This is a genomic window from Knoellia aerolata DSM 18566, from assembly GCF_000768695.1.
Classification (GTDB): Bacteria; Actinomycetota; Actinomycetes; order Actinomycetales; family Dermatophilaceae; genus Knoellia; species Knoellia aerolata.
Genome location: NZ_AVPL01000001.1, coordinates 98,097 through 125,002, shown reverse-complemented (window position 1 = coordinate 125,002; position 26,906 = coordinate 98,097). Strand labels below are relative to the sequence as shown.

At 71.8% G+C, this 26,906-nt stretch carries 30 protein-coding genes and 2 tRNA genes; 12 read left to right on the top strand and 20 right to left on the bottom strand.

The window, feature by feature from the left end; all coding sequences use genetic code 11:
- Positions 1-501, top strand: a complete 501-nt coding sequence (locus tag N801_RS00650) for a metallophosphoesterase family protein (protein WP_035931979.1) — start codon at positions 1-3, stop codon at positions 499-501.
- Here the strand turns inward: N801_RS00650 and N801_RS00645 are convergent.
- The 7 genes from N801_RS00645 to N801_RS00615 all read right to left on the bottom strand — a co-directional run bounded on the left by N801_RS00645 (position 498) and on the right by N801_RS00615 (position 3,429).
- Positions 498-902: a secondary thiamine-phosphate synthase enzyme YjbQ gene (locus N801_RS00645; protein ID WP_035931713.1), complete on the bottom strand. Its 405-nt coding sequence runs from the start codon at positions 900-902 to the stop codon at positions 498-500. The two genes, N801_RS00650 and N801_RS00645, sit on opposite strands and share 4 nt — an antisense overlap.
- A gap of 11 nt (positions 903-913) precedes the next feature.
- The gene (locus tag N801_RS00640) at positions 914-1,987 is read right to left on the bottom strand and encodes a UDP-N-acetylmuramate dehydrogenase (protein WP_035931710.1); all 1,074 of its coding nucleotides are present in this window, start codon (positions 1,985-1,987) and stop codon (positions 914-916) included.
- Positions 1,987-2,409 (bottom strand): MaoC family dehydratase, encoded by a 423-nt coding sequence (locus N801_RS00635; protein ID WP_035931708.1) that lies wholly within the window; start codon positions 2,407-2,409, stop codon positions 1,987-1,989. The genes N801_RS00640 and N801_RS00635 overlap by 1 nt, the downstream gene beginning before the upstream one ends.
- Positions 2,406-2,867 carry an FAS1-like dehydratase domain-containing protein gene (locus N801_RS00630; protein WP_035931705.1) on the bottom strand — a complete coding sequence of 154 codons (462 nt, stop codon included), beginning with the start codon at positions 2,865-2,867 and terminating at the stop codon, positions 2,406-2,408. Before N801_RS00630 ends, N801_RS00635 begins: the two co-directional genes overlap by 4 nt.
- Positions 2,868-2,948: 81 nt before the next feature.
- Positions 2,949-3,116, bottom strand: coding sequence for a 50S ribosomal protein L33 (rpmG, locus tag N801_RS00625; RefSeq protein WP_035931703.1), 168 nt, complete (start codon positions 3,114-3,116; stop codon positions 2,949-2,951).
- Positions 3,117-3,239: 123 nt separating this feature from the next.
- Positions 3,240-3,313: transfer RNA gene (locus tag N801_RS00620), tRNA-Met, on the bottom strand.
- A 43-nt stretch (positions 3,314-3,356) separates the two neighbouring features.
- Positions 3,357-3,429: transfer RNA gene (locus tag N801_RS00615), tRNA-Thr, on the bottom strand.
- A gap of 96 nt (positions 3,430-3,525) precedes the next feature.
- Between N801_RS00615 and N801_RS00610 the strand changes: the two genes are divergently transcribed.
- Positions 3,526-4,020 (top strand): ASCH domain-containing protein, encoded by a 495-nt coding sequence (locus N801_RS00610; RefSeq protein WP_035931700.1) that lies wholly within the window; start codon positions 3,526-3,528, stop codon positions 4,018-4,020.
- 5 nt (positions 4,021-4,025) lie between these two features.
- Here the strand turns inward: N801_RS00610 and N801_RS00605 are convergent, their stop codons facing one another.
- From N801_RS00605 to N801_RS00595, 3 genes are read right to left on the bottom strand one after another with little or no spacing between them, the layout of a single operon-like run.
- Positions 4,026-4,787 (bottom strand): helical backbone metal receptor, encoded by a 762-nt coding sequence (locus N801_RS00605; RefSeq protein ID WP_035931698.1) that lies wholly within the window; start codon positions 4,785-4,787, stop codon positions 4,026-4,028.
- 13 nt (positions 4,788-4,800) lie between these two features.
- Positions 4,801-5,472 carry a class I SAM-dependent methyltransferase gene (locus N801_RS00600; RefSeq protein ID WP_035931696.1) on the bottom strand — a complete coding sequence of 224 codons (672 nt, stop codon included), beginning with the start codon at positions 5,470-5,472 and terminating at the stop codon, positions 4,801-4,803.
- 20 nt (positions 5,473-5,492) lie between these two features.
- The gene (locus N801_RS00595; RefSeq protein ID WP_035931977.1) at positions 5,493-6,254 is read right to left on the bottom strand and encodes an SDR family NAD(P)-dependent oxidoreductase; all 762 of its coding nucleotides are present in this window, start codon (positions 6,252-6,254) and stop codon (positions 5,493-5,495) included.
- An 84-nt stretch (positions 6,255-6,338) separates the two neighbouring features.
- Here N801_RS00595 and N801_RS00590 point away from each other — a divergent pair, with 84 nt between their 5' ends.
- Positions 6,339-6,560 (top strand): hypothetical protein, encoded by a 222-nt coding sequence (locus tag N801_RS00590; protein ID WP_052112482.1) that lies wholly within the window; start codon positions 6,339-6,341, stop codon positions 6,558-6,560.
- A 77-nt stretch (positions 6,561-6,637) separates the two neighbouring features.
- Here the strand turns inward: N801_RS00590 and N801_RS00585 are convergent, their stop codons facing one another.
- The gene (locus N801_RS00585; RefSeq protein ID WP_052112464.1) at positions 6,638-7,984 is read right to left on the bottom strand and encodes a vanadium-dependent haloperoxidase; all 1,347 of its coding nucleotides are present in this window, start codon (positions 7,982-7,984) and stop codon (positions 6,638-6,640) included.
- Positions 7,985-8,233: 249 nt separating this feature from the next.
- Between N801_RS00585 and N801_RS00580 the strand changes: the two genes are divergently transcribed.
- From N801_RS00580 to N801_RS00550, 7 genes are all read left to right on the top strand, one after another.
- Entirely contained in the window at positions 8,234-9,265 is a 1,032-nt protein-coding gene (locus N801_RS00580; protein WP_035931693.1) for an alpha/beta fold hydrolase, read from the top strand.
- 62 nt (positions 9,266-9,327) lie between these two features.
- The gene (locus N801_RS00575) at positions 9,328-10,035 is read left to right on the top strand and encodes a class I SAM-dependent methyltransferase (RefSeq protein WP_084107974.1); all 708 of its coding nucleotides are present in this window, start codon (positions 9,328-9,330) and stop codon (positions 10,033-10,035) included.
- A 50-nt stretch (positions 10,036-10,085) separates the two neighbouring features.
- Complete coding sequence (locus N801_RS00570) at positions 10,086-10,688, top strand: GNAT family N-acetyltransferase (protein ID WP_035931689.1); 603 nt, start codon at positions 10,086-10,088, stop codon at positions 10,686-10,688.
- 81 nt (positions 10,689-10,769) lie between these two features.
- Positions 10,770-11,156 (top strand): DUF2784 domain-containing protein, encoded by a 387-nt coding sequence (locus N801_RS00565; protein ID WP_052112463.1) that lies wholly within the window; start codon positions 10,770-10,772, stop codon positions 11,154-11,156.
- Positions 11,157-11,243: 87 nt separating this feature from the next.
- A complete protein-coding gene (locus N801_RS00560; protein ID WP_035931687.1) occupies positions 11,244-11,777 on the top strand; it encodes a flavodoxin domain-containing protein in 534 nt (177 codons plus the stop codon).
- Positions 11,778-11,847: 70 nt separating this feature from the next.
- Positions 11,848-12,645, top strand: a complete 798-nt coding sequence (locus tag N801_RS19470; RefSeq protein WP_052112462.1) for an alpha/beta fold hydrolase — start codon at positions 11,848-11,850, stop codon at positions 12,643-12,645.
- Positions 12,646-12,672: 27 nt separating this feature from the next.
- Entirely contained in the window at positions 12,673-13,314 is a 642-nt protein-coding gene (locus N801_RS00550) for an SRPBCC family protein (RefSeq protein ID WP_052112461.1), read from the top strand.
- Positions 13,315-13,356: 42 nt separating this feature from the next.
- Here N801_RS00550 and N801_RS00545 read toward each other — a convergent pair whose 3' ends face one another.
- The 3 genes from N801_RS00545 to icmF form a co-directional block, all read right to left on the bottom strand.
- Positions 13,357-13,623: a hypothetical protein gene (locus N801_RS00545; protein ID WP_156996377.1), complete on the bottom strand. Its 267-nt coding sequence runs from the start codon at positions 13,621-13,623 to the stop codon at positions 13,357-13,359.
- A gap of 155 nt (positions 13,624-13,778) precedes the next feature.
- Entirely contained in the window at positions 13,779-16,694 is a 2,916-nt protein-coding gene (locus tag N801_RS00540) for a helix-turn-helix transcriptional regulator (RefSeq protein WP_035931680.1), read from the bottom strand.
- Positions 16,695-16,752: 58 nt separating this feature from the next.
- The gene (icmF, locus tag N801_RS00535) at positions 16,753-20,016 is read right to left on the bottom strand and encodes a fused isobutyryl-CoA mutase/GTPase IcmF (protein ID WP_035931678.1); all 3,264 of its coding nucleotides are present in this window, start codon (positions 20,014-20,016) and stop codon (positions 16,753-16,755) included.
- A 188-nt stretch (positions 20,017-20,204) separates the two neighbouring features.
- Between icmF and N801_RS00530 the strand changes: the two genes are divergently transcribed.
- Positions 20,205-20,576 carry a VOC family protein gene (locus N801_RS00530; protein WP_035931675.1) on the top strand — a complete coding sequence of 124 codons (372 nt, stop codon included), beginning with the start codon at positions 20,205-20,207 and terminating at the stop codon, positions 20,574-20,576.
- A 52-nt stretch (positions 20,577-20,628) separates the two neighbouring features.
- Here N801_RS00530 and N801_RS00525 read toward each other — a convergent pair whose 3' ends face one another.
- From N801_RS00525 to N801_RS00505, 5 genes are all read right to left on the bottom strand, one after another.
- Positions 20,629-20,790, bottom strand: coding sequence for a hypothetical protein (locus N801_RS00525; protein ID WP_156996375.1), 162 nt, complete (start codon positions 20,788-20,790; stop codon positions 20,629-20,631).
- A 48-nt stretch (positions 20,791-20,838) separates the two neighbouring features.
- On the bottom strand, positions 20,839-21,282 hold the full coding sequence (gene aroQ / locus N801_RS00520) for a type II 3-dehydroquinate dehydratase (RefSeq protein WP_035931668.1): 444 nt from the start codon (positions 21,280-21,282) through the stop codon (positions 20,839-20,841).
- A gap of 187 nt (positions 21,283-21,469) precedes the next feature.
- Positions 21,470-24,079 (bottom strand): DUF4153 domain-containing protein, encoded by a 2,610-nt coding sequence (locus N801_RS00515; protein WP_035931665.1) that lies wholly within the window; start codon positions 24,077-24,079, stop codon positions 21,470-21,472.
- Positions 24,076-24,789 carry a response regulator gene (locus N801_RS00510; RefSeq protein ID WP_052112460.1) on the bottom strand — a complete coding sequence of 238 codons (714 nt, stop codon included), beginning with the start codon at positions 24,787-24,789 and terminating at the stop codon, positions 24,076-24,078. The genes N801_RS00515 and N801_RS00510 overlap by 4 nt, the downstream gene beginning before the upstream one ends.
- A 136-nt stretch (positions 24,790-24,925) precedes the next feature.
- Positions 24,926-25,882, bottom strand: a complete 957-nt coding sequence (locus N801_RS00505; RefSeq protein WP_035931962.1) for a helix-turn-helix domain-containing protein — start codon at positions 25,880-25,882, stop codon at positions 24,926-24,928.
- Positions 25,883-25,973: 91 nt separating this feature from the next.
- Here N801_RS00505 and N801_RS00500 point away from each other — a divergent pair, with 91 nt between their 5' ends.
- Positions 25,974-26,171, top strand: coding sequence for a hypothetical protein (locus tag N801_RS00500; RefSeq protein WP_035931659.1), 198 nt, complete (start codon positions 25,974-25,976; stop codon positions 26,169-26,171).
- Between the two features lie 15 nt (positions 26,172-26,186).
- On the opposite strand, the gene N801_RS00495 is transcribed toward N801_RS00500, so the two are convergent.
- A complete protein-coding gene (locus N801_RS00495) occupies positions 26,187-26,903 on the bottom strand; it encodes an SRPBCC family protein (RefSeq protein ID WP_035931656.1) in 717 nt (238 codons plus the stop codon).
- Between the last annotated feature and the right edge of the window lie 3 nt (positions 26,904-26,906).

Here is a 26,906-nt window from a genome sequence, read left to right as displayed (position 1 = left end):
CTGAGCCTGCTGCTCATCTCCGACACGCACGTGCCCGCCCGCGCCCGTGACCTCCCGGACCGGGTGTGGGACCAGGTGGGGGCGGCCGATGTCGTCGTGCACGCCGGCGACTGGGTGACGCCCGACCTGCTCGACGCCCTCGAGGCGCGGTGCTCCCGCCTCATCGGGGTGTGGGGCAACAACGACGGTCTGGAGCTGCGCCGTCGGCTGCCGGAGGTGGCGCGGGTCGAGCTCGGCGGACTGGCCTGGGGCGTCGTCCACGAGACCGGACCCCGGACCCGGCGCGAGGAACGGATGCGGGCGGCGCACCCCGATCTCGACGTGCTCGTCTTCGGGCACAGCCACATCCCGTGGGACACCGAGCACGACGGGCTGCGGCTGCTCAACCCCGGGTCGCCCACCGACCGACGCCGCCAGCCGTCGTGCACCTACATGACGTGCAGGGTCGGCGGAGGCGTGATCCACGACCTCGAGCTGCACGCCCTGCCGCCGCGTCGCTAGCCGGCGAGGAAGTCCAGCCGGACGCTGCGGTCGTGGTTGTCGACGTTGAGGTCGACGAGGCAGATGCTCTGCCACGTGCCGAGGGCGAGACGGCCGGCCTCGACCGGCACGCTCGCGTAGGGCGGGACCAGCGCCGGCATGACGTGTGACCGACCGTGGCCGGGGGTTCCGTGCCGGTGCCGCCACCGGTCGTCGGCGGGCAACAGGTCGGACAGCGCCGTGAGCAGGTCGCCGTCCGAGCCTGCCCCGGTCTCGATGATCGCGATGCCGGCCGTCGCGTGCGGGACGAAGAGGTGCAGCAGCCCGTCCCCGAGATCCCGCACGAAGTCCGCACAGTGGTCGGTGAGGTCCAGGACGACGTCCTCCGCACCGGTGCGCACGTGCAGGGTGAGCGTCTGCATGACAGGTCCTCTCAGAGGTCGTGGCCGACGAAGACCGGCTCGTTGACCAGGGTGACGCCGAAGCGGTCGCGCACTCCGTCGCGCACCTGCCGGGCGAGCGCCGCGACGTCGGCCGCCGTCGCCGACCCGCGGTTGGTGACCGCGAGGGTGTGCTTCGTCGAGAGCGCGGCGGGGCCCGGCAGGCCGAAGCCCTTGCCGAAGCCAGCCTTGTCGATGAGCCACGCGGCGCTCGTCTTGACGTCACCGCTGGCGTCGGTGAACCGCGGCGGCGTCGCACCGTCGTCGCCGAGCGCGGAGCGCACCCGCTCCGCCAGCGCGTCGAAGCGCGCCGCGGACATGATCGGGTTGGTGAAGAACGAGCCACAGCTCCACGTGTCACGGTCGGCGTCGTCGAGCACCATCCCGCGCCGGCGCCGCTGCTCGAGCACCGCCTCGCGGGCGTCCGTGAGCGGCACGCGCGCACCGACCTCGACGCCGAGCCCCTGGGCGAGGTCGGCATAGGCGACGGGGCGCGAGAGGTCGGCCACGACGAACTGGAAGGTGACGTCGAGGACGACGTACTGCGAGGTCCCCTTGAACAGCGAGTGCCGGTAGGTGAAGGCACACTCGGCTGCGCTCAGCGTGCGCACCGCCTGCGTCTGCCGGTCCCACACCCGGACGCGCGCGATGGTCTGCGCGACCTCCTGGCCGTAGGCGCCGACGTTCTGCACCGGTGTCGCGCCAGTCGACCCGGGTATGCCGCTCAGGGCCTCGACCCCGGACCATCCCTCCGCGACCGCCCGGACCACGACGTCGTCCCACACCTCGCCCGCGGCGACGCGGACCATCGCTCCCCCGCAGGCATCGACCGACTCCGGCTCGATCCCCGACGTCGCGATCTTGACGACCGTCCCCGGGAAGCCCGCGTCGGCGATGACGAGGTTGGACCCGCCCCCGAGGACGAGGAGCCGCTCGTCGGCGTCGTCGACCTCGCGCACGGCGTCGACGAGCTCGTCGATCGTCTCGACGACGACGAGCCGCTGGGCCGGGCCACCGACCCGCATCGTCGTGTGCTCGGCGAGCGGGGTGTCGTGGAGCTCCTGCATCAGTCGAGCTGGACGACGGCGACGCAGCGGCCGAGGACCTTGGCACCCTCGGCCGTGACCGTCATCTCGACCGTCGCGCGACCGGTGTCCGCGTCGAGGGCCTTGACGACGCCACCGACCTCGATCTCGACCCCGGCGGCCGGCACGACGACGGGCTTGGTGAAGCGGGTGCCGAACTCGACGACGCGTCCCGCTCCCCCGGCCCAGCCGGAGACGACCGAGCCGGCCGCCCCCATCGTCCACATGCCGTGGGCGATGACGTCGGGCAGGCCGACGGACCTCGCGAACTGCTCGTCCTGGTGGATGGGGTTCTGGTCGCCGGAGGCGTTCGCGTAGGACACGAGCGTCTCTCGCCCGACGGGCACGGTGACCGGCCCGAGGGTGTCCCCGACGGCGGTCTCGGCAGCGGTGCGGGCGGTCACTGGTCCTCGCCTCCCCGGACGACGATGGTCGAGGTGGAGGTGCAGACCGGTTCGCCGGCGGCGCTGAGCTCGGTGCGCGTCGTGATCATCGCGTGGCCGCCGGCCATCCGGATCGAGTCGACGGTGAGCTCGCCCGCCAGCTCGTCCCCGGCGGTGATGGGGCGGTGGTGGACGAAGCGCTGTTCGCCGTGAACCACCCGGCTGTAGTCGACACCCGCGTCGGGGTCCATGACGTACACCCGGTCGCACTGCTGCGCGATCGTCACGGCGAACGTCGGGGGCGCGATGACGTCGGCGTACCCGGCCGCTCGCGCGGCCTCCGGGTCGCGGTGCAGCGGGTCGTCGGAACCGACCGCGTCGGCGAACGCGGCGATCTCGGCCGCGCTCACGGCATACGGTCCGCTCGATGGGTAGGTGCGCCCCACGAAGTCGGCGTTCACACCGGAGGTCTCAGTCATGGGCCCACTCTAGGGACTGGGGAACGACGAAGCCGCCCGGCACCGTGAGGTGGGGCGGCTTCGGCGGACGAGGCGCTGGGATCAGCGGGTCTCGCGGTGCGTCGTGTGCTTCTTGCAGCGCGGGCAGAACTTCGCCAGGTCGAGACGGTCGGGGTCGTTCCGACGGTTCTTCTTGGTGATGTAGTTGCGCTCCTTGCACTCCGTGCACGCCATGGTGATCTTGGGGCGGACGTCAGTGGCCTTCGCCATCGGGGCAACCTGCTCTCGAAATTGAACGTGGTGTGAAGTGTGTCGGCGCTCGCGCTGCGGGGAACGCGCGACGCCAGCACAACAGAGTACGCGAGTTCAGGTATTCCCTGAAATCACGCCGTGTAGCGGGAGCGGGGCTCGATCCCGCGACCTCACGATTATGAGTCGTGCGCTCTAACCAGCTGAGCTACCCCGCCTTGGGGGTCCGGGATCACCACGCGTCGTGATGGCCCTGACCAGAGCCCCCTGTCGGAATCGAACCGACGACCTTTTCCTTACCATGGAAACGCTCTACCGACTGAGCTAAGGGGGCGTTCCAGACACCGGGCCTGGCCCGGGCTGAGTGCGTCGGAGACATTACACGGACACCCGCGCGCCCGTGAAATCCGGGTCGTGCGACGCTGGCCCGATGATCGACGACGACGAGGTCCGCACCTTCTGGGACGTGGCCCGCGTCCACGCCCGGATCAACGGGGTCCCCACCTATTTCGGGCCCACACCGCTGGAGTCGGTGCCGCCGCCCGCGTGGTCCTTCGGGGCCGGAGCCGAGCAGGCCGACGAGCTGCTCGAGCTCGTGCTGGCCGGGACGAAGACCGCCACCGCGAGCGCGGCCCGGGACTACGAGGCCGAGGACGAGCCGCTTCCCGAGCGAGGCACGCTGAGCATCATCCTCGACGGCTCCGGCCGCCCCCGGGTCCTCATCGAGACCACGGACGTGGAGGTCGTGCCCTTCGACCGGGTCTCCGAGGAGCACGCGCGTCTCGAGGGCGAGGGCGACCGGTCCCTGGCGCACTGGCGTGACGTGCACCAGCGGTTCTTCACCGCGGAGGCCGGGCACGACCGCGGGTTCTCCGCCGACATGCCGGTCGTGTGCGAGCGCTTCCGCGTCCTCTACTCCGACTGAGGCGGTCAGACCAGGCCGTCGAGCACGGTGGGGGCGTCCACCAGGGACGGCCCGTACCAGGTGAGCAGCCGCCCGTTCACGAGCCGGGTGGGCGTGCGCTCGAACGCCTCCGGACCGTCGTCCGCCGTGAAGACGTAGGGCTCGTCCGGGAGGAGCACGGCGTCGGCACCGGCGGCGTCGAGTCGCTCCGCGTCGACCGGCGGGTAGCGCCCGTCGACCCCGGCCGTGACGACCTCGAGGCCGAGCCGGGCGAGCAGGTCGGCCGTGAACGTCGGGCGGCCGACGACCATCCACGGGTCGCGCCAGACCGGCACGACCACGCGGGCACGCGGCCGCGGGACGTGGCCGGACCACAGGCGCTCGGCGTCGACGAGCCAGTGCGGCTCGTCCCAGCCGCACGCGTCGACGAGGAGCCGGCGCATCGCCGCCAGGGACTGGGGCACGGTCTCGATGTCGGTGACCCAGACGGGGACGCCGGCCTCGCGGAGCCGGGTGACGTCGAGCTCCCGGTTCTCCTCCTTGTTGGCGACGACGAGGTCCGGCTCGAGCGCGGCGACCGCCGCCCGGTCCGGGTTCTTGGTGCCTCTCACCCGCGAGACGTCGAGGTCGGCGGGGTGGGTGCACCAGTCCGTGGCCCCGACGAGAGCATCCGGCGCGGTCGCGGCCACCGCCTCGGTGAGGGAGGGCACGAGCGAGACCACCCGGCATACGGGGCCCTCGGGCAGGACCACGGCATGACCGAGGTCGTCGCGCAGCGTGCGGCTCATGGAGGCAGGGCCCTCAGGCCCGGGCGACGGCGAGGAAGGTCGCGAAGGTCCCCCGACCCTGGTGGTCGCCGCCGAGCTCCTTCTCGACCGACCCGGCATCGGACACGGTGACGTCGTGGAACCCCAGGCGCCGCAGGCGGTCGGCGAACGCGTCGCGGTCGAAGCCGTCGTGTCCGGTGAAGTCCCCCTGGTCGGCGTGGAAGGCGCCGGCCCTGTCGTCATCGAGCTCGACGACGGCCAGCCAGCCCCCGGGGACGAGGACGTCCCTGACCCGACCGAGCAGGAGGTCCACCTCGCGGACGTGGTGCAGCGCGAGCTGGGCCCACGCCCCGTCGAACCGACCCTCCGGCGCCGGGTCGGTGACGAGGTCCAGCTGCTGCGCGGTGAGGCTTTCGGCGAGCCCGGCCCGGTCGATGTTGGCGCGGGCCACCTCCGCCATCCCCGCCGAGGCGTCGGTGACGAGCACCGAGGCCACGTCGGCGGCGAGGGCGAGGCTGAGCTGGCCGGTGCCGCCGCCGACCTCGAGGACGCGCTCGGTGCCGCGGAGCTCGAGTGCGGCCCGGAGCAGGGTCGCCGTGGCCCGGGCGCGCTCGACCTTGGCGGGGTCGTCGTCCCACGTGCTGGCGGCGGCGTCGAAGTGGCCGTGGCCGTGGTCGTGGTGGGAGCCGGAGTGGCTGTGGCTCATCGGCTCATCCTGTCGACGTGTCACCGCGGGGCCATCCGCAGGGCGCCGTCCATGCGGATCGTCTCGCCGTTGAGGTAGTCGTGGTCGATGATGGCGAGGGCGAGCTTGGCGTACTCGTCGGGGCGCGCCAACCGCTGCGGGAACGGGATGCCGGCCGCGAGACCGGCACGGAACTCGTCGGAGACGGTCGCGAGCATCGGCGTCTCGACGATTCCGGGCGCGATCGTGCAGACGCGGATGCCGTACTGGGCGAGGTCGCGGGCGGCCGGGAGGGTGAGACCGACGATGGCGCCCTTGGAGGAGGCGTATGCCGCCTGGCCCACCTGGCCGTCGTAGGCGGCGATGCTCGCCGTGTTGATGATGACGCCGCGTTGGCCGTCGGCGTCGGGCTCGGTCTGCGCGATGGCCTCGGAGGCGACGGCGAGAACGGTGAACGAGCCGACGAGGTTGATCTCGATGACCTTGCGGTAGAGCGAGAGGTCGTGCACGCCCTTCTTGCCCAGGATGCGGGCGCTGGGACCGATGCCGGCGCAGTTGACGACGAACCTCAGGGGCTGGGCCGGGTCGGCGCTCGCTCGCGCGACGGCGGAGCGGACCTGCTCCTCGTCGGTGACGTCGGTCGCGACGTGGGTCACGCCGTCCACCTGCGGGGCCTGCTCGATGGCCGGGGCGAGGTCGAGCGAGACGACGTGGACGCCCTGCGCGGCAAGGGCGGCTGCGGTCGCGGCTCCCAGGCCGGAGGCGCCGCCGGTGACGATGGCGGAGGTCTGATGGGTCTGCATGGCGGTCATCCTGTCACTGAGACGTGACCTCGTGGCGGGTGGACGGCGTTGCCGCTGGGCGCCCTTGCAGTCATAATGGTGTGGATGCCCACCTCACCCGTGAACCCGCGCCCTCGTCATGCCAGCAGCCCCTTCATGGCTCAGCCCGAGCCGGTCGTCGAGGAGTTCGCGGTCGACGACCGGGTCTGTCACGACTCCTACGGCCTGGGTCGGGTCATCGGCGTCGACAGCACCGGCGCGACGGTCGACTTCAGCAGCGCGACCGTGCGGATCGCGACTCCCTTCCGCAAGATGACCAAGCTCTGACCTGAGCAGCCCGGCCCGGGACCGTTTCGGCCCGAGGGCCCTGAGGCCCCGGGCCGAAACGGTCCCGCTCGGTGTCGCTAGCCGCGGCCCACCGGCTGGGCGAAGTGGGTGGCTCCGTAGGCGGCGACGTTGCGGCCGAGCAGCTGGCCCGCCACGTCTGCGCTGCGGTAGTGCAGCCCGGCCCAGATCCGGGCGTCGATGAGCTCGGTGAGCGGCTCGGTGAACGTGTCGAACATCCGCACCGCTGCTCCTCCGTGGTTCGTCGCGAAGCTCGTGATCTGGTATTTCCCGCCCACGGGGTCGTCGCCGAAGAACATGCGCAGGACTGCCGCGTGCACGCCGTCCTGGCAGTTGTGTCCCGAGGTCCACTCCGGGTACGGCGCCGCGATGAGGGACGTCCACGTCGGGTCGGCGACGGTCAACGGGTTGTTGTCCTCGTCCCCGCGCTGGATGGCGTTCCACGGGCGCCAGAAGTCGAAGTGGTACTTGTCGTTCCAGCAGGTGATCGACGCGTCCGCACCCGCCATGTTCTGCAGGGCGAGCAGGCGCGCGCTGTCGGCGGCGTCGAGATCGGTCCGGGCGATGAGCTGTCGGGCGACCTCGTTCCAGCTGTGGACGGGGGCGCTCTGCCACCACCTGGCGATGTAGGTCTGCGTGTCGGTCCGGGTGGAACCGGTCGCCCGTCCGATGTCCTTGACCTCGTTGTACTCCGCGGCCCACTGCGCGCTGGTGAGGTCGGGCGGCGGGGCCGAGCGGAACTGCGAGGGGCTCTCCACGAGGAAGGGCCGCACGTTGCCCGCCCACGGCGTGGGGTCGAGCGCCGGGACGCCGTTGGTGACGATGGGCGACCAGTGACCGGGGGCGGAGCTGGGTACCCAGGCCGACGGACCGAACCGGCCGTCACCCTCCCTGTCCTCGAGCATGGCCTCGGCCGCTGCATGTCCCACCGCGATGCCCTGCCGCTTGAACGCGGTGTCGGCGATGGCGGCGAGCGAGGAGGCGTAGGTCGTCGACAGCGTGCTGAGCAGTCCGGCGCGACCTGGGAAGGGCGCGCGCTCCGGTGCCGAGGAGACGAGCTCGTCGAGGACGTGGAAGGCGGCAGTCGCGACCGCGGCGTCGATCGACGCCCGGGCCCCGGCGCGCGTCTCGAGCACGTAGGGCCGGTGCTTCTTCGGGCCGATCGCGTTGACCGCGTCGTACACGGCGCCCGAGACGATGCCCATGTTGATCTGGAATGCCGGGGGGGCACCACCGTTCGGCCCCGGTACGGCCCCGAGCGTGGCTGCGGCGAGCTGGTTCCAGCGGCTCACCTCGCTGGCATCGGTCCCCGTGGGCGGCGCCGCCGTCGCACCGCTCGTGCCGAGCGCACCCAAGAGCGCCCCGACGGTCATCGTGACGACCGCGACAGATCGACGGCGCACCATGATGAGTCTCCTTCTCGAACCCGCATGAGGTTGTGGACTGGGTCGCACCGGGTGTCGTCAGGAGAGCGTGAATGCCGCCCGGCCACGTGATGCGGCCGCATCGTCCAGTAAGGCACCGACCACCCGAGCCCGCCATAGTCAATACGGAGCCGGCGTCATGGCCCTCCACCAGCCGTGGCGGGGTTCGGGGAGGACACCGATCGTCCCGCCGAGGCCGCCCGCTTCCGTCGACCGCCCACGGGCACCAGAATGTGGCTCGTGGAGCAGGAGCTCGGGTCGGCCACCCTGGCGGACGGCACGCCGGTCCGGTTCGCCGTGGCAGGCAGGGGCCCGGTGGCGATCCACCTTCCGGGGTGGGTGTCGCATCTCGAGCTGGGGTGGGCCGTGCCGGCCGCGCGCCAGTTCTACGAGGGCCTTGCCACCGGCCGGACGCTCGTGCGCTACGACAGACCCGGGTGCGGGATGTCCGGCAGGACCAGCCGCACCGACGTCGTCGACCTGGAGATGGAGGTCATCCGCGCGGTCGCGACGGCGGTCGGAGTCGACCGGTTCGACCTCGTCGGGGCCTCCTTCGGCGCGCCCCTGGCAGTGAGGTGGGCGGCGCGTCATCCGCAGTCGGTGGCGCACCTGGTGCTCTACGGCGGATGGGTGGACGGTGGCGCGGTGGCCCCACCCGGCATACGGGAGCACGTCCTCGGTCTCGTCGACCAGCACTGGGGTCTCGCATCGGACGTGCTGACGGAGATCTTCGCCCCGGACGCGGACGCCGGGTTCCGCGCCATGTTCTCCCGATACCAGCGGGAGTCGGCGCCCGCTGGATGGGCGCACGTGCTGCTGGCGGCCTGCTACGACATCGACGTCTCCGAGGACCTCGGCCGGATCGTGGCACCAACCTCGGTCATCCACCGCGAGGACGACCGCGCGGTCCCGCTGGCGGAGGGTGAGCGGTTGGCTGCCGGCATCGACCGAGCGACCCTGACCGTGCTGCCGGGGCGCACCCACATCCCGTTCGCCGGCGACTCGCACTCCGTGCTCAACGCGATGCGCGGAGGCCTCGGACTGCCCGCGCTCCTGCCCCAGGCGCCGCCCAGGTTGACCTCGCGCCAGACCCAGGTGGCGGCGCTGGTGGCGCGGGGGTGGTCGAACCGGCAGATCTCCGAGGAGCTCGTCATCAGCGAACGGACCGCCGAGTCACACGTCGAACGGATCCGGGACCGGCTCGGGTTCCGGTCCCGGGCCCAGGTGGCGGCCTGGTACGTCGCCACGAGCTCGGTCGACTGACGGGTGCAAGTGCCGTATTTCCACTGCTGACCACGCTCCATGCGGCCCGGCAGGCTCGCTGCATGAGCACTTCCACCACGCGCGACACCCCGGTCACCACGGCGCAGCACCCTCCGGTCCGAGGGGCCGAGGAGCACCCCGAGTTCGCGGACCACCCCGTCCGTGGCCGGTTCAACTCGGCGTTCTTCTGGTTCATGGACGGCTACATCGACCGCCACCTGCGCCAACGCAAGTCGGCCGTCTTCGCCGACCTCCCGCTGCGCGTGGTCGAGCTGGGCCCGGGGGTCGGCGCGAACCTGCGCTACCTGCCCCCCGGCGCCCGCCTGGTCGCGATCGAGCCCAACCCCCACATGCATGCCCGACTCCGGCGGGCCGCCCGGTCACACGGCGTCGACGTCGAGATCCGTGATGTCGTCGGCGAACGGATGGACCTGCCCGACGCCAGCGTCGACGCCGTCATCTCGAGCCTCGTCCTGTGCAGTGTCGGCGACCCGGTCGCCGTCCTCGCCGAGGTCCGCCGGGTCCTGCGACCCGGGGGGCGGTTCGGCTTCGCCGAGCACGTCGCGGCCAGGCCGGGCACGCCGACGCGCTGGGTGCAGCGGATGCTGCGCCGCCCGTGGGCGTGGGTCTTCGAGGGCTGCTCCTGCGAGCGGGACCTCGCGGGCGCGATCGAGCGCGCCGGCTTCTCCCGGGTCGACCTCGACCACTACCGGATCCACTCGCCGTTCCTGCCGTTCAACACCCACATCGCCGGCACGGCCATCGCCTAGCCCCCACGCGAACGGGCCGGACCCGAAACCCGGCCCAGGAAGACACTCCGATGAACCTCCCCCTCATGGCTGCCACGAGGGCGCGCCGAGAGGCCCGCGCCCGAGCCGCCGACCCCCTCCACCTGCGCTGCCTCACGCCCGATGACGGGCACCACGTGAGGGACCTCCTCGAACGGATGTCGCCCCAGTCGCGCTACCAGCGCTACTTCCGCCCGGTGCGCTCCTTCCGGCCGGCCGACGTCGCACGCTTCGTGGCCGTCGGCCCCACCCATGTGGCAGTCGGGGCGTTCGACCGAGGCTGCCTCGTCGGGACCGCGCAGTACTTCCGTTCCTCACAGCAACCCGGCCACGCGGAGGTCGCCGTCGAGGTCGCCGACAGCCACCACGGACGCGGTGTCGCCAGTCGGCTGGTCCACGAGCTCGCCGGGCTGGCCACCGACGTCGGCATCACCCACTTCACGGCGACCGTGCTCACCGACAACCGCCCGGTGCTATCGCTCATGCGGTCCCTGGGCTGGCAGGTCGCCGCCACCCCGGACGGGGCCTACACCGAGATCGTCGCGACCCTGCCGCCCGACCTCGTGAGGAACGCGGTCAGCCGCGGGAGGGTGGGCTGGGCCGGCTGGCAGACCCGCCGCGCCGGAGCCGCGTGAAGCGCGCCGGAGTCGCGTGAACCCGGGGATCCGCCTCGATGTCACCCATGGCGCAGGCAGGTGCGTCACGCTGGAGGACTGATGGGGTACCGACTGGTCGCCGACGCCGCCATGGTGGCGCACTTCGCGTTCCTGGCCTACCTCGTGCTGGGTGGGTTCATCGCCTGGGTCTGGCCCCGGACACTCTGGACTCACGTCGCGGCAGCGCTGTACGGGCTCTTCAACCTCCTCATCGGCTGGCCGTGCCCGCTGACCCACGTGGAGAACTGGGGCAGGACGCGGGCCGGCGAGGCGACCCTGCCCGGTACGGGCTTCATCGACCACTACCTCGCCGACGTCGTCTACCCGACGGAGCACGAGTCCCTCGTCCAGGGCGTCGCGGCGCTCGTCGTGCTTGCGTCGTGGGTCGGCTTCACGGTGCGGCATCGACACCACGGCACGTCCTCGGACGACGAGCCGCGTGCGTGAGACGAGGGAGACGTCGACTCCGGCGGGCTGGCTGTCGGTCCCCCCGCCGCGATAAACTGGTCCCGAGCGGCCAGCAAGGGAGCGGTCATGAACGTCCTCGTCGCCTACGCCACCCGTCACGGTTCCACGGCTGGCATCGCCGAGCACATCGCCGCCACGCTCACCGAGCGGGGGCTGCCCGCCGAGGCGAAGCCGGTGGAGGAGGTCGAGGGGGTCGACGGCTACGACGCCGTCGTCCTCGGTGGCGCGGCCTACATGTTCCACTGGCTCAAGCCGGCCGTGCGCTTCGCCAGGAAGCACCGCGACGAGCTCACCACCAAACCCGTCTGGCTGTTCAGCAGCGGCCCGCTCGGCACCGACCGGGTAGACAAGGACGGCAAGGACGTCCTCGAGTCCACTCGGCCCAAGGAGTTCGACGAGCTCACCACGTTGATCCGGCCGCGAGGGGAACAGGTCTTCTTCGGCGCCTACGACCCGGAGGACGCGCCGATCGGTCTCGGCGAACGACTCACCCGCCACCTTCCGGCGGCGCGCGAGGGCATTCCTGCCGGCGACTTCCGTGACTGGGACGCCATCGGTGCCTGGGCCGAGGAGATCGCCTCCGACATCGAGCGCGGCTGACCCCGTGGCCCCCCGGCCGGTGAGGGAGGGCTCACGAGCCCAGCGCCGGACGGGCGTCTCTGCCCGGCGGATGGCGTTCGCCGTCCTGGGCACAGGTCCTCGGAGCATCCTGTTCCTCCCCGGCGGGCCGGGGAGCGAGATCTCGCGCGGGCTCATGGCCGAGATGGAGCGCCGGCACGCCCGCGCCTACCTCGAGCGCGGGTACGCCGTGTGGACGGTCACCCGCAGACGTCACATGGAGCCCGGGACCACGGTGGCGGACATGGCGGCTGACCACGCCTCGTTCATCCGCGAGGTCATGGGCGGACAAGCCGACGTCGTGGTCGGCCAGTCCTACGGTGGGCTGGTCGCGCTGTTCCTGGCGGCCGACCACCCCGAGGTGGTGGGCAGGGTCGTGCTCGCCGGGGCGGCGGCGAAGATCTCGGAGTGGGGACGGGACGTCGACATCAGGTGGGCCGAGCTCCGCGCGGCCGGCCGCCACTCCCGGGCCGGTGTCGCGATGATGGAGGTCATGCTGCCGGGGAGCCGCTGGGAGCTCCTGCGCCGGATCGTGGGACCGGTGGCCGGTGCCGCGTTCCGGCGCTCCCGCACCCCCGCCGGCGACCTTCTCGTGGAGGCCGACGCCGAGCGCGGGTTCGACGGGCGAGCCGTGCTCGGACGCATCACCGCCCCCGTCCTGCTCGTGTGCGGTGACGCCGACCGGTTCTTCCCGCCGGACGCGGTTCGGGAGACGGCCGGGGGCATCAACGACTGCACGACGGTGACCTACCCCGGACTGGGGCACGTCCGCACCCTGTCGGGCAGCAGGCTCCAGCGCGACGTCCTCACCTGGCTCGAGGCCGCCACTCCCCACCCATCCGTCCCCTGAGCCGGGCGTCCAGCGGAGGAGGACGTGGTGCACGCGAATCGAAGGTTCGGCGCGCTCCTCGCGGCGACGACGGCATACGCCGTCCTGCTTCGGTGGGGGACGACGTCCGGATCCACGTTCCAGGAGCGCCGGTGTGGGCTCCCGGGGGACGAGCTCATCGCACACCCGACCCTGGTCACCAACCATGCCGCGACCATTGCCGCTCCCCCGGAACGCGTGTGGCCCTGGCTCTCCCAGCTCGGATGGCACCGCGGCGGCTGGTACACACCGCGCTGGGTCGACCGTCTCCTGTTCCCCGGCAACTGGCCCAGCGCGGAGCGACTTGATCCAGCCCTCGTGAGGGAGCTCCGTCCCGGCGACACCGTTCCCGACGGCCCACCCGGCACCGCGGAGTTCGTCGTGGAGCGGGCGGAGGCGCCCTCCGTGCTCGTCCTGCACTCGCGGACGCACCTACCACCCGGGTGGGCCGAGCGCTTCGGAGCCGAGCTCGACTGGGTCTGGACCTTCTCGCTGACCCCGACGGGCAACGGCACCCGACTCCTCATCCGCAACCGTGGATGGGTCACGCCGCCCTGGCTGGACCTCGCCTATCGCGCCATCGTCGTGCCGGCCGACCACGTCATGGCGCAGGGCATGCTCAAGGGTCTGGCCTCCCGGGCAACGCGATGACGAACGGGGTGGCGCCGATGCCCGGGAAGGCCGGTCCGCCGGTTACGGGCACCCACCCTTGAGGAGGCGGGAGCCGCCCTCGTCAGCCGCGTAGGCGGTGCCGATCTCGTCCGCCGGGAACGTCTCGGGTCGCAGGTCGTGCAGCGACCCGTCGGGCAGCGTCACCGACTTCTCGGACCCCACGACCATGCACTCGCCCGAGGGCAGGATGACGTGCGCCCTGTTGTGCGCGTGCGCACCGTTGCTCACCGAGACCTGCAGCACCGCGGCGAGAGAGATCACCGCTGCTGCGCCCATTGCCTTCTTCATCGCTTCTCCTTCGTGTGACCAGAACGGGTCCTTCGGACCTCCCCACGCTCCCGCGATCACCGTGTCGGCGGCATCGGGCATCACCCCTGAGATGGCTGCGCCCTGACCCTGACCTCCGCTCGCGCCGGCGGGTCGCGTGACGAGCGGTGACGCCGTCAGGGCGTGGGTGCCGACGCGGACGTCGACGCGGACGTCGACGCGGACGTCGTCGCGGACAGCCGTCGCGCCAGCTGGGCGAGCTCGATCCGGCTGGCCGTCCGCGTCTTGCGGAGCATGTGCGAGATGTGCGTGCTCACGGTCTTCTCACTGATGAAGAGCTCAGCGGCGATCTCCGTGTAGGTGCGCCCTGCCAGCACGAGGGCAAGCACGTCGTGCTCGCGCTCGGTGAAACCCGGGAAGGGCGTCGACCCCCGCGGGCCAGGGGCACCCGGCGTGGACAGGGAGATGCGCGCCTGGCGCGCGAGCCCCTGGATCTCCTCGAGCAGAGGCACCGCCTCGAGGTCCGTGGCCAGGCTGTGCGCCCGCCGCAGGAGCTCCCTCGCGGACGGGGTCACCGTGCCGGGCTTCAGTCCCGCCTCCGCCGCGCGCCACCGGGCGTAGACCTCGTCCCAGGTCAGACCCGCCTCGGCGCACCTCTCCGCGGCGGCCTCCCAGGTCGACGAGGAGCCGGACACGTTCTCGGCCCGGGCGGCCTCCGCCTCGTACACGGCCTGCATGGCCACGATCCCGGCGGCGTGCGCGGTCCCGGGGCCGACGTCGAACAGGACGTCGGGATACCGCGTCCGGAGGTCGTGGAGGGTCTCCAGCACCGGTCCGACGTCCTGGTCACGGTCCCGCAGGGTGATTGCCTCGTTGGCGAGAGCTCGGGCCGCCAGAGGCAGCACGTGCTCCGTGAGGTTGGCGCGCCCGACCTCCACCCCGGCCATGGCGGCTGCGAAGGCTGCACGGTCATCGCCCCGGGCCAGCTGCAGCTCGGCGTTGATGGCGTGGTAGCCGAAGAACTCGTGGGGCGCACCCGTGAGCTCCAGCGCACGCGCGAGGTGCTGGGCTCCTTGTTGCCAGCGTCCTTGGCGGATGTCCAGGAGGCCCGCGGCGAGCCGTCCGATGCAGTCGACCGCAGGGCCGGGAGTCGAGCCAAGGGCAACCCGGAGGAGCTCGAGGCAGCGGCGCCAGTCACCCGACATCAGGGAGGAGTACGCGTCCCCGGCACTCAGCCACGCCACGTAGCGGTACGGCGCACCCAGTGCGACGAGCCGCTCCCGGCTCCGGGTCGCGTGCTCGATCTCCCTGGGGTTGGTGAAGCCGATGTCGATGGCGTTGCCCGCCGTGCCCACGGCCTCCACGTAGGTCCGGAAGTCCCCGGCAGCAGCTGCGGCCTCCTCCGCGGCCAACGCGTCCGCGAGCCCGTCCCCTTCACCGGCGAAGCTCGTGGCGGTCGCGCGCGCTATCAGCGCCAGGGCCATGGCCTTGGTGGACCCACTCGTGGTCGCGTGCTCGACCGCGTCCGCTGCCCGTGCCGCACCGGTCGGCATTCCGGCCCAGACCTCGCTCCCGGCGAGAAGCGCGACGGCCGTCGCGTGCTGGGCGCTGTCCGGTCGGGCAGCCGAGAGCCGCACCGCACGCTCTGCCATGTCCATCGCGGCGGGCTTGGACACCAGCCCGGTCTCGTAGCCCAGCTCGATCCTCCGGACGAGCAGCTCCGAGACGCGCATCGGGTCCGCGTCCGCGTCGGCGAGCTCCACGAGTCGATCCACGGCCTCCATGGCCGCGTCCAGGTCTCCACATCGCTCTGCGGCATCTGCCAGTCGCTCCAGGATCTCGACCTCCGCTCGGGGTGACAACGCCAGGTGCGCCGACAGGGCGCGCGCGCGCTGCAGCAGCCGGAGCGCCTCGGCAGCGCCGCCCGCACGCTGCACCGACGTCGCGGCCGTCAGGGCCCACCGGAACGCGTCCTCACGATGACCGGCGCCGGCGTGATGGTCGGCGAGGTCCACGGCAACGTCCGCATCGGCCTCGTCGTCTCCGACCGTCGCGGCGAGGTACCGCGCCATGGACGCGTGCAGTCGCTGCCTCTCCTCGGGCAACAGCTCCTGTTCGAGCACCTCCGCCAGCAGCGGATGGCCGAACCAGTACCTGCCCTCATGCCGTTCGACGACACCGGCCTCGATCGCCTCCCGGAGAAGGCGAACCGGGTCCCCCTCCACACCCCCCGACGTTGCGAGGCGGGCCAGCCGCTCTCCGCCCTGCGGACGCCCGGCCACGGACAGCAGGCTCGTCAGCGCCTTCGCGTTCCGGGAGAGCCGACGCCACGTCCTCGCCACCGCATCCTGGAGGTCCGTCGGCAGACCCTCCGGAAGCTGGCGGGCATCCGGGCTGAGCCCGCGCACCAGGAGCTCCGTGAGGTAGGGGTTGCCCGCGGCCTTCCCATAGAGCTGGTCGACCAGGGATGCGCGCGGTGGTTGGCCGAGCAGGGCCGTCAGCTGGGCCTGGACCCCGAGCCGGTCCAACCGAGCGAGGTGGAGCTCACGAGTGCGTGGGAGCCTCCTCACGTTGGCCAGCCACTCGGGCAGGAGCCGCCCCTCTTCCCCCTGACGCACCGTCATCAGCACCGTCAGCCGGCGGTCGGCCGGGCCGGCAAGGACGTAGAGGAGCACGTCGAGGGAGCTCTGGTCCGCCCACTGCAGGTCATCGACCACGAGGACGACGGGTCGTTGGGCGCAGGCCCTGTCCAGCCACCCGTCGAAGGTGGTCAGGGCGTTCACCGGCGACCCGTGGAGGTCGTCGAGCAGGCCCTGCTCCGCGCCGTGGCCGCGCAGGGCCGAGATCAGCGGCAGGAACGGGACCGACAAGGTACTCAGCGGCAGGCAGGACGCCCACAGGACATCGCTGGTCGAGGGCGTCCGCGACATCGACTCCTGCAGGAGCGCGGTCTTGCCGACGCCCGCCTCCCCGCTGAGGACGAGCGCGCCGGCCGCGCCGGCCGCGCCCTGGCCCACCAGCCCGAGGACGACCTCCAGCTCCGTGGTGCGCCCCACGAGCGCCTTCCCAGCCTGCGTGACCTCGACTGCCACCTGCTCAGTCTGGCATCGACCGGTGGGCGACCCCCACCGTTTGCCGGACCCGCACCACTCAGACGTTCCGGCGGTACTGACCCCCGACCTCGAAGAAGGCGTCCGTCACCTGCTGCAGCGTGCACACCCGCGCCGCATCCATGAGCACCGCGAACACGTTGTCCCCACTCATCGCGGCCTCGCGCAGTCGCTCCAGCGCCACCTCGGCCTCCTCGCGGTGGGTCTCGCGGTACGCCCGCACCCGGGCCAGCTGCGACTCCTTCTCGGACTCCGACGCGCGCGCCAGCTCGACGTGCTGCGGCGTGCCGCCTTCGGCATCGGGCTTGCGGAAGGTGTTGACGCCGATGATCGGCAGCGAGCCGTCGTGCTTGCGGTGCTCGTAGACCATCGACTCGTCCTGGATCTTGCCGCGCTGGTACCCGGTCTCCATCGCCCCGAGCACTCCCCCGCGCTCCGAAATCCGGTCGAACTCGGCCAGCACAGCCGCCTCGACCATGTCGGTGAGCTGGTCGATGATGTACGACCCCTGGAGCGGGTTCTCGTTCATCGCGAGCCCCCACTCACGGTTGATGATCATCTGGATCGCCAGCGCACGACGCACCGAGTCCGGACCCGGCGTCGTCACCGCCTCGTCGAAAGCGTTGGTGTGCAACGAGTTCGCGTTGTCATAGATCGCGATGAGCGCCTGGAGCGTGGTGCGTATGTCGTTGAAGTCCATCTCCTGCGCGTGCAGCGACCGACCCGACGTCTGCACGTGGTACTTGAGCTTCTGGCTGCGCTCGTTGGCGCCGTACTTCTCACGCATCGCGACCGCCCAGATGCGGCGGGCCACCCGGCCGATGACGGAGTACTCGGGATCCATGCCGTTGGAGAAGAAGAACGAGAGGTTCGGCGCGAAGTCGTTGATGTCCATGCCGCGCGCAAGGTACGCCTCGACGTAGGTGAACCCGTTCGACAGCGTGAACGCGAGCTGGCTGATGGGGTTCGCCCCGGCCTCGGCGATGTGGTAGCCGCTGATCGACACCGAGTAGAAGTTGCGCACCTGCTGCTCGATGAACCACTCCTGGATGTCGGCCATCATCCGCAGCGAGAACTCGGTCGAGAACAGGCACGTGTTCTGCCCCTGGTCCTCCTTGAGGATGTCGGCCTGCACCGTGCCGCGCACCTGCGTGAGGGCGGACGCGCGTATGCCGGCCGCCTCCTCCTCGCTCGGATCGCGCCCCTCGCGCTCGGTGAACTTCGCCAGCTCGGCGTCGATGACCGTGTTGAGGAAGAACGCGAGGATCGTCGGCGCCGGGCCGTTGATGGTCATCGAGACGCTGGTGCTCGGTGACGTGAGGTCGAACCCGTCGTAGAGCGCCTTCATGTCGTCGAGAGTCGCGACCGAGACGCCGGAGGTGCCGACCTTGCCGTAGATGTCGGGGCGCGGGTCGGGGTCGCGGCCGTAGAGCGTCACCGAGTCGAACGCGGTGGACAGCCGGGTCGCCGGCTGCCCCTCGGACAGGAGCTTGAAGCGACGGTTCGTGCGGAAGGGGTCGCCCTCGCCGGCGAACATGCGCGCGGGGTCCTCGTTGTCGCGCTTGAACGGGAAGACACCCGCGGTGAACGGGAAGAAGCCGGGGAGGTTCTCGCGCCGCAGGAACGACACGAGATCGCCGTTGTCGGCGAAGGAGGGCACCGCCACGCGGCGGATCTTGTTGCCGGACAGGGACTCCTTGACGAGTGCCGTGTGGAGCTCCTTGTCGCGGATCCGGACGACCTGCTCGTCACCCGCGTAGGTCTCGACGACGGCCGGCCACTTCTCGATCGCCTCCCCCACCTCCGTCGGCAGCGCCTTGCGTGCCTCCACCAGGAGGACATCGACGGCGTGGGCCGTGTCTTCCACGTGACCCGCGGCTGCGAGCTCGTCGTCGACGAACTCGAGCCGCTGCACGCGACGGGCGTGGGCGGCATACGCCTCGGTCTGCGAGTGGTACCCACGGACGGTGTCGGCGATCTCGGAGAGGTATCGCACGCGCGCGGCCGGGACGATCTGTCGAAGCACCGAGGAGTGCCGCACCTCGACGTGCGGCAGGACACCCTCGGCGAGCTGGAGACCCTTGCCGACGAGGAGCCCGCGCAGCTCCTGGTAGAGAGCGGTGACGCCGTCGTCGTTGAACGTCGCCGCCGAGGTGCCGAAGACGGGCATGTCCTCGGGCTTCTTGCCGAACGCCCCGCGGTTGCGGACGAGCTGGCGACCGACGTCGCGCAGGGCGTCCAGCGCACCACGCCGCTCGAACTTGTTGATGGCGACGAGGTCGGCGAAGTCGAGCATGTCGATCTTCTCGAGCTGGCTCTGAGCGCCGAACTCCGGTGTCATGACGTACATCGAGACGTCGGCGAACGGCACGATCGCCGCGTCGCCCTGGCCGATGCCGGGGGTCTCGATGATGATGAGGTCGTATGCCGCGGCCTTGAGGATGGTGATGACGTCCTCGAGCGCCTCGGGCACCTCGCGGCCGCCGCGGGTCGCGAGCGAGCGGAAGAAGACGGGAGAGGCTCCGTCGGGGCTGCTGTTGGCGTTCATCCGGATGCGGTCGCCGAGGAGCGCGCCACCACCGCGGCGGCGGGTCGGGTCGACCGCGACCACGGCGATGCGGAGCTTGTCCTGCTGGTCGACGCGCAGACGCCGGACGAGCTCGTCGGTGAGGCTCGACTTGCCGGAGCCGCCGGTGCCGGTGATGCCGACGACGGGGACGGTGCGGCCGGCCGCCGCCCTGGTGAGCTCGGCCCGGTCCGCGTCGGAGAGCGCCTTGACCTCGGCGCCGGTGATGGCGCGCGCGACGGCCGGTCGCTCCCCCGCCAGGACGGCGGTGATGTCGGCCGGCCCCGCGGCATAGAGGTCGGTGTCGCAGGCCTCGATGACGGTGTTGATCATGCCGACGAGACCGAGCCGCTGGCCGTCCTCGGGGCTGAAGATCGTCACGCCGGCCTCACGAAGCCGGGCGATCTCGTCGGCGACGATGACGCCGCCGCCACCGCCGACGACCTTGACGTGGTCGGCGCCGGCCTCGCGCAGGAGCTGGACGAGGTACTCGAAGTACTCGACGTGCCCGCCCTGGTAGGACGACACGGCGATGCCCTGCACGTCCTCCTCGATCGCCGCGTCGACGACCTCCTGGACGGAGCGGTTGTGCCCGAGGTGGATGACCTCGGCGCCCTGGCTCTGCATGATCCGCCGCATGATGTTGATCGACGCGTCATGGCCGTCGAACAGGCTGGACGCGGTGACGATGCGCACCGGGTTCGTGGGCACGTGCAGATCGGGCGACGTCGGTGTCATGCCTTCGATAGTAGGACGTCCTACTAACTACCCGGAAGTCACGAAGAGTCGGCGTCTGGCTCACAGGGCCCAGGCCGCGCGATGCGCCTCCGATGCCTCACGCCTGTCGGTCGCCGGGCGTAGCGTCGGCTCCAGCGCCCGGGCGACGGCGTCCGGGCCACGGCCAGTCGAGAACGACAGGAGCAGCCATGGACTACCGAATCGAGCTCATCTTCGTGCCGGTGACCGATCCGGACCGCGCGAAGGCGTTCTACGAGGGCCAGCTCGGCTGGCACGTCGACTTCGACCAGACGGTGCGGCCGGGCCTGAGGTTCGTCCAGGTGACGCCACCGGGATCCGCGTGCTCGATCGCGTTCGGCGACGGGCTCAGCGAGGACGAGCCCGGGTCGCTGCGCAACGTGCAGGTCGTCATCGACGACGCCGATGCGACGCGGGCGACACTCCTCGAGGCCGGCGTCGACGCGAGCGAGGTCGACGACCAGCCGTGGGGCCGATTCGTCACCTTCCCGGACCCCGACGGCAACCGCTGGACGCTGCAGCAGCTCGTCCCCCAGGGGTAGCGCCCGCCGGCCGGCCTGGTGAACGCCCGCGCCGACCCGGCCGGTGGTGCGCTCAGCCGCCGCCGAAGCCCTGGCCCGAGCCCTCACGGTGGGTCGACTGGCCGAGGGCCTTCTCCGTCGTCTCGGTCCCGCCACCCAGACCGCTCGACCCGCGACGGTTGAGCACGTAGGCGAGGATCGCGATGATGACGACGAGCGCGATGAGATACCTCATGTCCGGCCCCTGCTTCCCCCGGACCACGGACGGGCCCGGAGCGTCAGGTTAGCGGTCCTGCTGCTCGGCGACCCATCGAACCGCCTCGACGTACCCGGTGACCCCGCGGCCGATGACCTGGTGGTCGGTGACGTCGGTGAGGTAGCTGTGGTGGCGGAACTCCTCGCGGGCGTGGATGTCGCTGATGTGCACCTCGACGCTCGGGACGGTGACCGCCGAAATCGCGTCGCGCAGCGCGACCGAGGTGTGCGTGTAGCCGGCGGCGTTGACGACCAGGCCGGCGATCCCGCGCCGCCCCTCCTGCACCCAGTCGATGAGCTGGCCCTCGTGGTTGCTCTGCCGGAAGTCGAGGCCGAGCCCAGCGGCGGCGCAGGCCGCTCGGCAGAGCTCCTCGACGTCGGCGAGGGTCGCGCTGCCGTAGATCTCCGGCTCGCGCTCCCCCAGAAGGTTGAGGTTGGGGCCGTTGAGGACGAGCACCGTGGTCGAGTCCATTCCGCGAGTATGCCCGTCCCGGGCCGCCGCCCCGTTCCACCCGGCATACCCGCTGCGTCCGCAACCCTGGTCGCGAACCCGACCACCCTTGCGGACGCACCCACCCGGCATACCCGCTCCGTCCGCAACCCTGGTCGCGAACCCGACCACCCTTGCGGACGCAAGCAACGGCGGGTATGCCGGCCGCTCAGCCTCGCGTGGTGTCCGGCACGAACCCGTCACCGAACGCCCGACACGTCGCCGCGTCGACGGTGAGGTCGGCGCCCTCGAGGGCGTCGAAGGCGCGGTCCCGCGAGATGTTCCAGGAGAGGACGTCGTCGCGCCCCGCGTCGTACTCCTGACGCCACCCGAGGACGCACGCCGCCTGCTTGTCGTCGAGCCGATCGAGGATCGCCGGGGTGGCGTCGGGCCCGAGCGTGGACAGGTAGGCGGTGTCGAGCTCGCCGGTCTGCTCGAACCGGTCGAGGTTGCGCGACGCCACCCAGGCGTCGGGGTTCATCAGCCCGAAACCGAGGAAGAACAGTGCACCGGACAGCAGCGCCGCCCGCGGCAGCCACGTCCCCCGGCCCCTGACGACCGCGACGACCATGAGGACGAGCAGCAGCCCGAGCCACAGTTCGAAGCCGTCGACGAGGACACGCAGTGTCGTGTAGCCATAGGCCTCCTGGTAGAGGCTCATCCGGTAGAGCGCCGACGCGACGACCGCGAGCGTCAGCACGCACAGCGTCACGAGCGCCACCTTGAGGACGAACCGGTCCGAGGCTGACGCCTGCGGCGCCTTGCGGGTGGCGATGCCGATGACGACGAAGGTGAGGAAGGTCGCGGTCGTGAGCTGGCCGAAGCCCTGGTGCACGTACTCGGCGTACGTCAGGCCGGTGGTCTCGCGCAGGTACTCGTGACCGCCCCACATGGCCGTCGCCTGCGCGACGAGGAAGGCGGCGAACAGCGCGATGACGACCCCGAGCGGCACGAGCCACTCCCACCGGTGCCCGACCGGGGCGCTGCGCGGGACGTCGAGGTCGGCGATGCGCGGCGGGTTGAGCGCCAGGTAGCCCCCGGCCAGGGAGACCCCGGCGACGAAGACGAAGATGAAGACCCGCGCGATGATCGAGTCCCAGCGCAGGTCGGGGACGAGCGACTGCGCCCACGACCCGAAGATCGCGTCACCCGAGGCGAACAGCCCACCGAAGAGGACGAGCCCCACCGCGGCGATCGCGACGGTGCGCAGCACCGGCCACAGCAGCGGCATCCGGCTCGTCGCGCTGAGGGTCCGGCCGAGCAGCGGCAGGCCGCGCAGCCCGGCGAGCACCCACGACATCGCGGACAGCGGGATGCTGACGAACGACCGCGCCCGCGTGACGGTGGCCGCCAGGAGCAGGGCCGCGATCATCGCCGACAGCACCATGATCCATTCGGCGGCCCGCAGGACCGTCATCGCGGTGAGCGCGACCCCGACCGCGACGCAGGCGATCGCCCAGGGCGTCCGCCGCTCGCGCGACGCGGAGAGGATGAGGACGGCCGACAGGAGCGCGACGAGTCCGGCGGCCATGCCGATCCGCCTGTCCGGCAACATGATCGCCGCCAGGAGGCCGATGAGCAGCGCGCCGATGAGGAGCTTGGGCTGCGGCCCGCGATCGGTCTCGGGCCAGAACCTCCCGAAGAGCGTGTCGGTCAGCGCCGGGGGCCCTGCCGGCCGCGCCGCCACGGCCGGCAGGGCCGGCTGGGGCTGCGGTGCGGGGGGCTGGGCGGGCGTGGGTGTCATGGTGACCTCCGGGGTCGTGGGCGCGTTCTTCGTCGTATGCCGTGGCAGCACGGCGCGCAGCCGCGCGCCTCGGGCGCCGGGCTCGGTGGGCAGGACGTGGATCGAGCCACCGTGCAGCTCGCAGACCCACGACGCGATGGCGAGGCCGAGGCCGGTGCCGCCACCGGAGTCGTCGCCGGTCCCGAACCGGCTGAAGACGCTGGCGGCCTTGTCAAGGGGGATGCCCGGCCCGTCGTCGACGACCTCGAGCGCCCAGCGGGCGCCGTCGAGGACCGAGGCGACGAGCTGGATCTCGCCGTGGGGCGGGCTGTGCCGGGCGGCGTTGTCGAGGAGGTTGGCGACGAGCTGGGCGAGGCGCGCGGGGTCGGCGGTGACGGCGAGGTCCTCCGGGACCACCCGGCACACGAAGCGGACCGGGCGGGCACCGAGCTCGGCCTCGGCCACGGCACGGCGCAGGACACCCCCGACGACGACCTCCTCGAGCCGGAGAGGCGCCACGCCCGCGTCGATCCGGGAGAGGTCGAGGAGGTCGCCGACGAGGTCGCTGAGCCGCTCGGACTGGGTGAGCGCCCCGCGCAGCGCCTTGTCGTCCGGCTGCACCACCCCGTCGACGAGGTTCTCGAGCAGGGCGCGCTGCGCGGTGAGGGGGGTGCGCAGCTCGTGGGACACCGTGGCGATGAGCTGCCGGCGCTGGTGGTCGGCGTCGGCGAGGTCGGAGGCCATCGCGTTGAAGGCGCGGGCCAGGTGGCCGACCTCGTCGGTGGACGCCGTGGACACCCGCTGGCCGTAGTCGCCCGCCGCCATGCGGCTCGTGGCCTCGGTCATCTCGCGCAGGGGTGCCGTCATCCCCCGGGCGAGCCACTGGGTGACCAGGAGAGCGGCGGCGACGGTGACGGGCAGGGTGAGCCAGGCCGGCATCCCGGCTCGTTCGCCGATCGTCGCGAAGAGCGCGGCGACGACGCAGCTCACCCCGACGAGGAGCCCGAGCTTGACCTTGATCGAGCCGACCCCCTCGAGGGGCTGGTCGGAGTTCACGCGTCCTCCAGGGCGTAGCCGACGCCGTGGACCGTGCGCACCCGGCCGGCGCCGATCTTGGAGCGCAGGGACTTCACGTGGCTGTCGAGCGTCCGGGTGCCGGAGGCGTCCGACCAACCCCACACCTCACCCATGAGCTGCTCGCGGGAGCGCACGGCTCCGGGCGTGGACGCGAGCGCGGCGAGGAGGTCGAACTCGAGCGGGGTGAGGTGGACCTCGGTGCCGGCGACGGTGACCCGACGCGCCGGGCCGTCGATCTGGACCGCGCCGACGTGGGTGGTCGGCGCAGGCGTCGCGGCGAGCTCGGCGGCGCGCTCGACCCGCCGGAGGAGGGCGTGGGTGCGGGCGACGACCTCGCGCATCCGGAATGGCTTGGTGACGTAGTCGTCGGCGCCGACGCCGAGCCCCACGAGGATGTCGGTCTCGTCGTCCCGGGCGGTGAGCATGAGGACCGGGACGGGGCGGACGGCCTGGATGCGGCGGCACACCTCCAGCCCGTCGTAGCCGGGGAGCATCACGTCGAGGACGACGAGGTCGGGGGCGTGCTCGTGGAAGGCCGCGACGGCGCCGGGGCCGTCGTGCGCCTGGTGGACGACGTAGCCCTCGGCCCGCAGGCGGTCGGTGACCGCCTGGTTGATCGTGGGCTCGTCCTCGACGACGAGCACCGTCGTGCTCGCCGGGGCCGCGGTCCCCCCACCTGTTCCACTCATGTCCCTGACCCTAGGAGCCCGTCGATGGAGTCCGTGGGCGCGACCTGTGGAGATCTCGTGAAGATCGACCCTGACGTATGCCGTCCGCTTGCGTCCGCAACCCTGGTCGCCTTCTCGACCAGGGTTGCGGACGCTGTCAGGCGGGGGAGCGGTGACGCGTCCGGAAGACCGTCGGCGTGAGCCCGGTGCACTGGGCGAAGTGGTGCCGCAGCAGGGCGGCGCTGCCGAACCCGACGTCCCGCGCGACCTGGTCGACAGACAGGTCGGTCTCCTCGAGGAGCTCCCGCGCCCGCAGCACCCGCTGGTCGGTGATCCACTGGTGCGGGGTGGTCCCGGTCTCGGAGACGAACCGGCGCGCGAAGGTCCGACCCGACATCGAGGACCGGCGGGCCAGCTGGTCGACCGTGTGCGGCTCGTCGAGGTGCTCGAGCATCCACTCGAGGACCGGGCCGAGGCTGTCGGCCTCGGTGACCGGGACCGGGCGGTCGATGAACTGCCGCTGGCCCCCGTCGCGGTGGGGGGACACCACCATCCGCCGGGCGATGCGGTTGGCGACGGAGCCCCCGTGCTCGGCCCGCACGAGGTGCAGGCAGGCGTCGACCCCGGCGGCGGTCCCGGCGCTCGTGATGACCGTGCCGTCGTGGGCGTAGAGCACGTCGGGGTTCACCCGGGCCAGTGGGTAGGACGCAGCGAGCTCCTCGCTGTGTCGCCAGTGGGTCGTGCACTCGCGGCCGTCGAGGACGCCGGCCGCACCGAGGGTGAACGCGCCGGAGCAGACCGAGAGGACCCAGGCCCCGCGGTCGACCGCGTCACGCACGACCTGCCTGACGGCGTCGGAGGGGGCGAAGGCGGCGCTGCTCGCCGGGATCGCCACGAGGTCGGCGTCGGCCGCCGCCTCGAGGCCCAGCTCCGCGACGAGCGTCGTCCCGCCGTCGGCGCGCAGCGGCACGCCGGGGCGCTCGGTGCAGACGCGGAAGTCGAAGGGCGGCACCCCGTCGTCGGTGCGGTCGACGCCGAAGACCTCGGCGAGCACACCGAACTCGAAGACGGCGACCGGATCCTGGAGCACGACGGCGATCGAGTGCAGGCCCATGCCGGCCAGCATGACAGGTTGGCAGTATCTTGTGCAAGACCGTCAGATCAGCCACTCGTGGCAGGATGTCGTCGGCCATCAAACTCATGCCATGAGCACTCTCCTCTCCGACATCGCCCCCTTCATCCCCGCACTGCTGCTCACGGCCCTGTTCGTCTGGGCGCTCGAGCGCAACCACCGACGCCAGCAGCAGGCCCCCTGGGCCGACGACTTCCGCCACCCGGCCGAGCACGACGCCGACCACCGGCGCAGCGCGCACGACTGGGACGCCTACGGCCGAGCCGCCTGACCTCGTCGGCGCCCGTCAGCCGCGGTCGCGACCGATCGCGTAGCCGATGAGGATCCCGATCAGGCCGGCGACGGCATACGGTCCCCACTGCCTGACCGCCGACGGCAGGGCGACCGCACCGAGGTCGATCGCCTCGTCGACCACCGGTGTGGGTCGCCTCGCCGCCGGTGCACGCACCGGTGCGGACGCGGCCGCCATGGCCGCGTGCGCCGACCCGGCGGCCTCCGCCTCGTCACCTGCCTGCGCCGACGCCACGCCTGCCACGCCCGCAGCCGCACCGTCCTCCGCCGGAGCGACGAACTGGCTCTCGATGCAGTCGACGAACTGGCGCAGCAGCTTGTCGGAGACGTCCTGCATGACGCCCCGACCGAACTGCGCCGGCTTGCCCGTGATGGCCAGGTCCGTGTCGACCTCGACCTTGGTCTGGTCACCCACGGGCGAGAGCTGGAGCGTCACGGTCGCGCCTGCGGTGCCGTTGCCCCGCTTGTCCTTGCCCATGGCCTCGATGACGGCACGCCGCGCGGTGGCGTCGCGTTCGACGAAGGTGCCGGAGCCGGCATACACGAGCGAGATCGGACCGAGCTTGACCTTGACCGTGCCCGAGAAGCCGTCGTGCGAGAACTCGGTGACGGTGGCCCCGGGGAAGCAGCCGCCGACGCGTTCGAGGTCGAGCAGGGTCTCCCAGGCGTGGTCGGCGTCCGCGGGCACGGTGAACTCGTGGTGCAGCTCCACGGA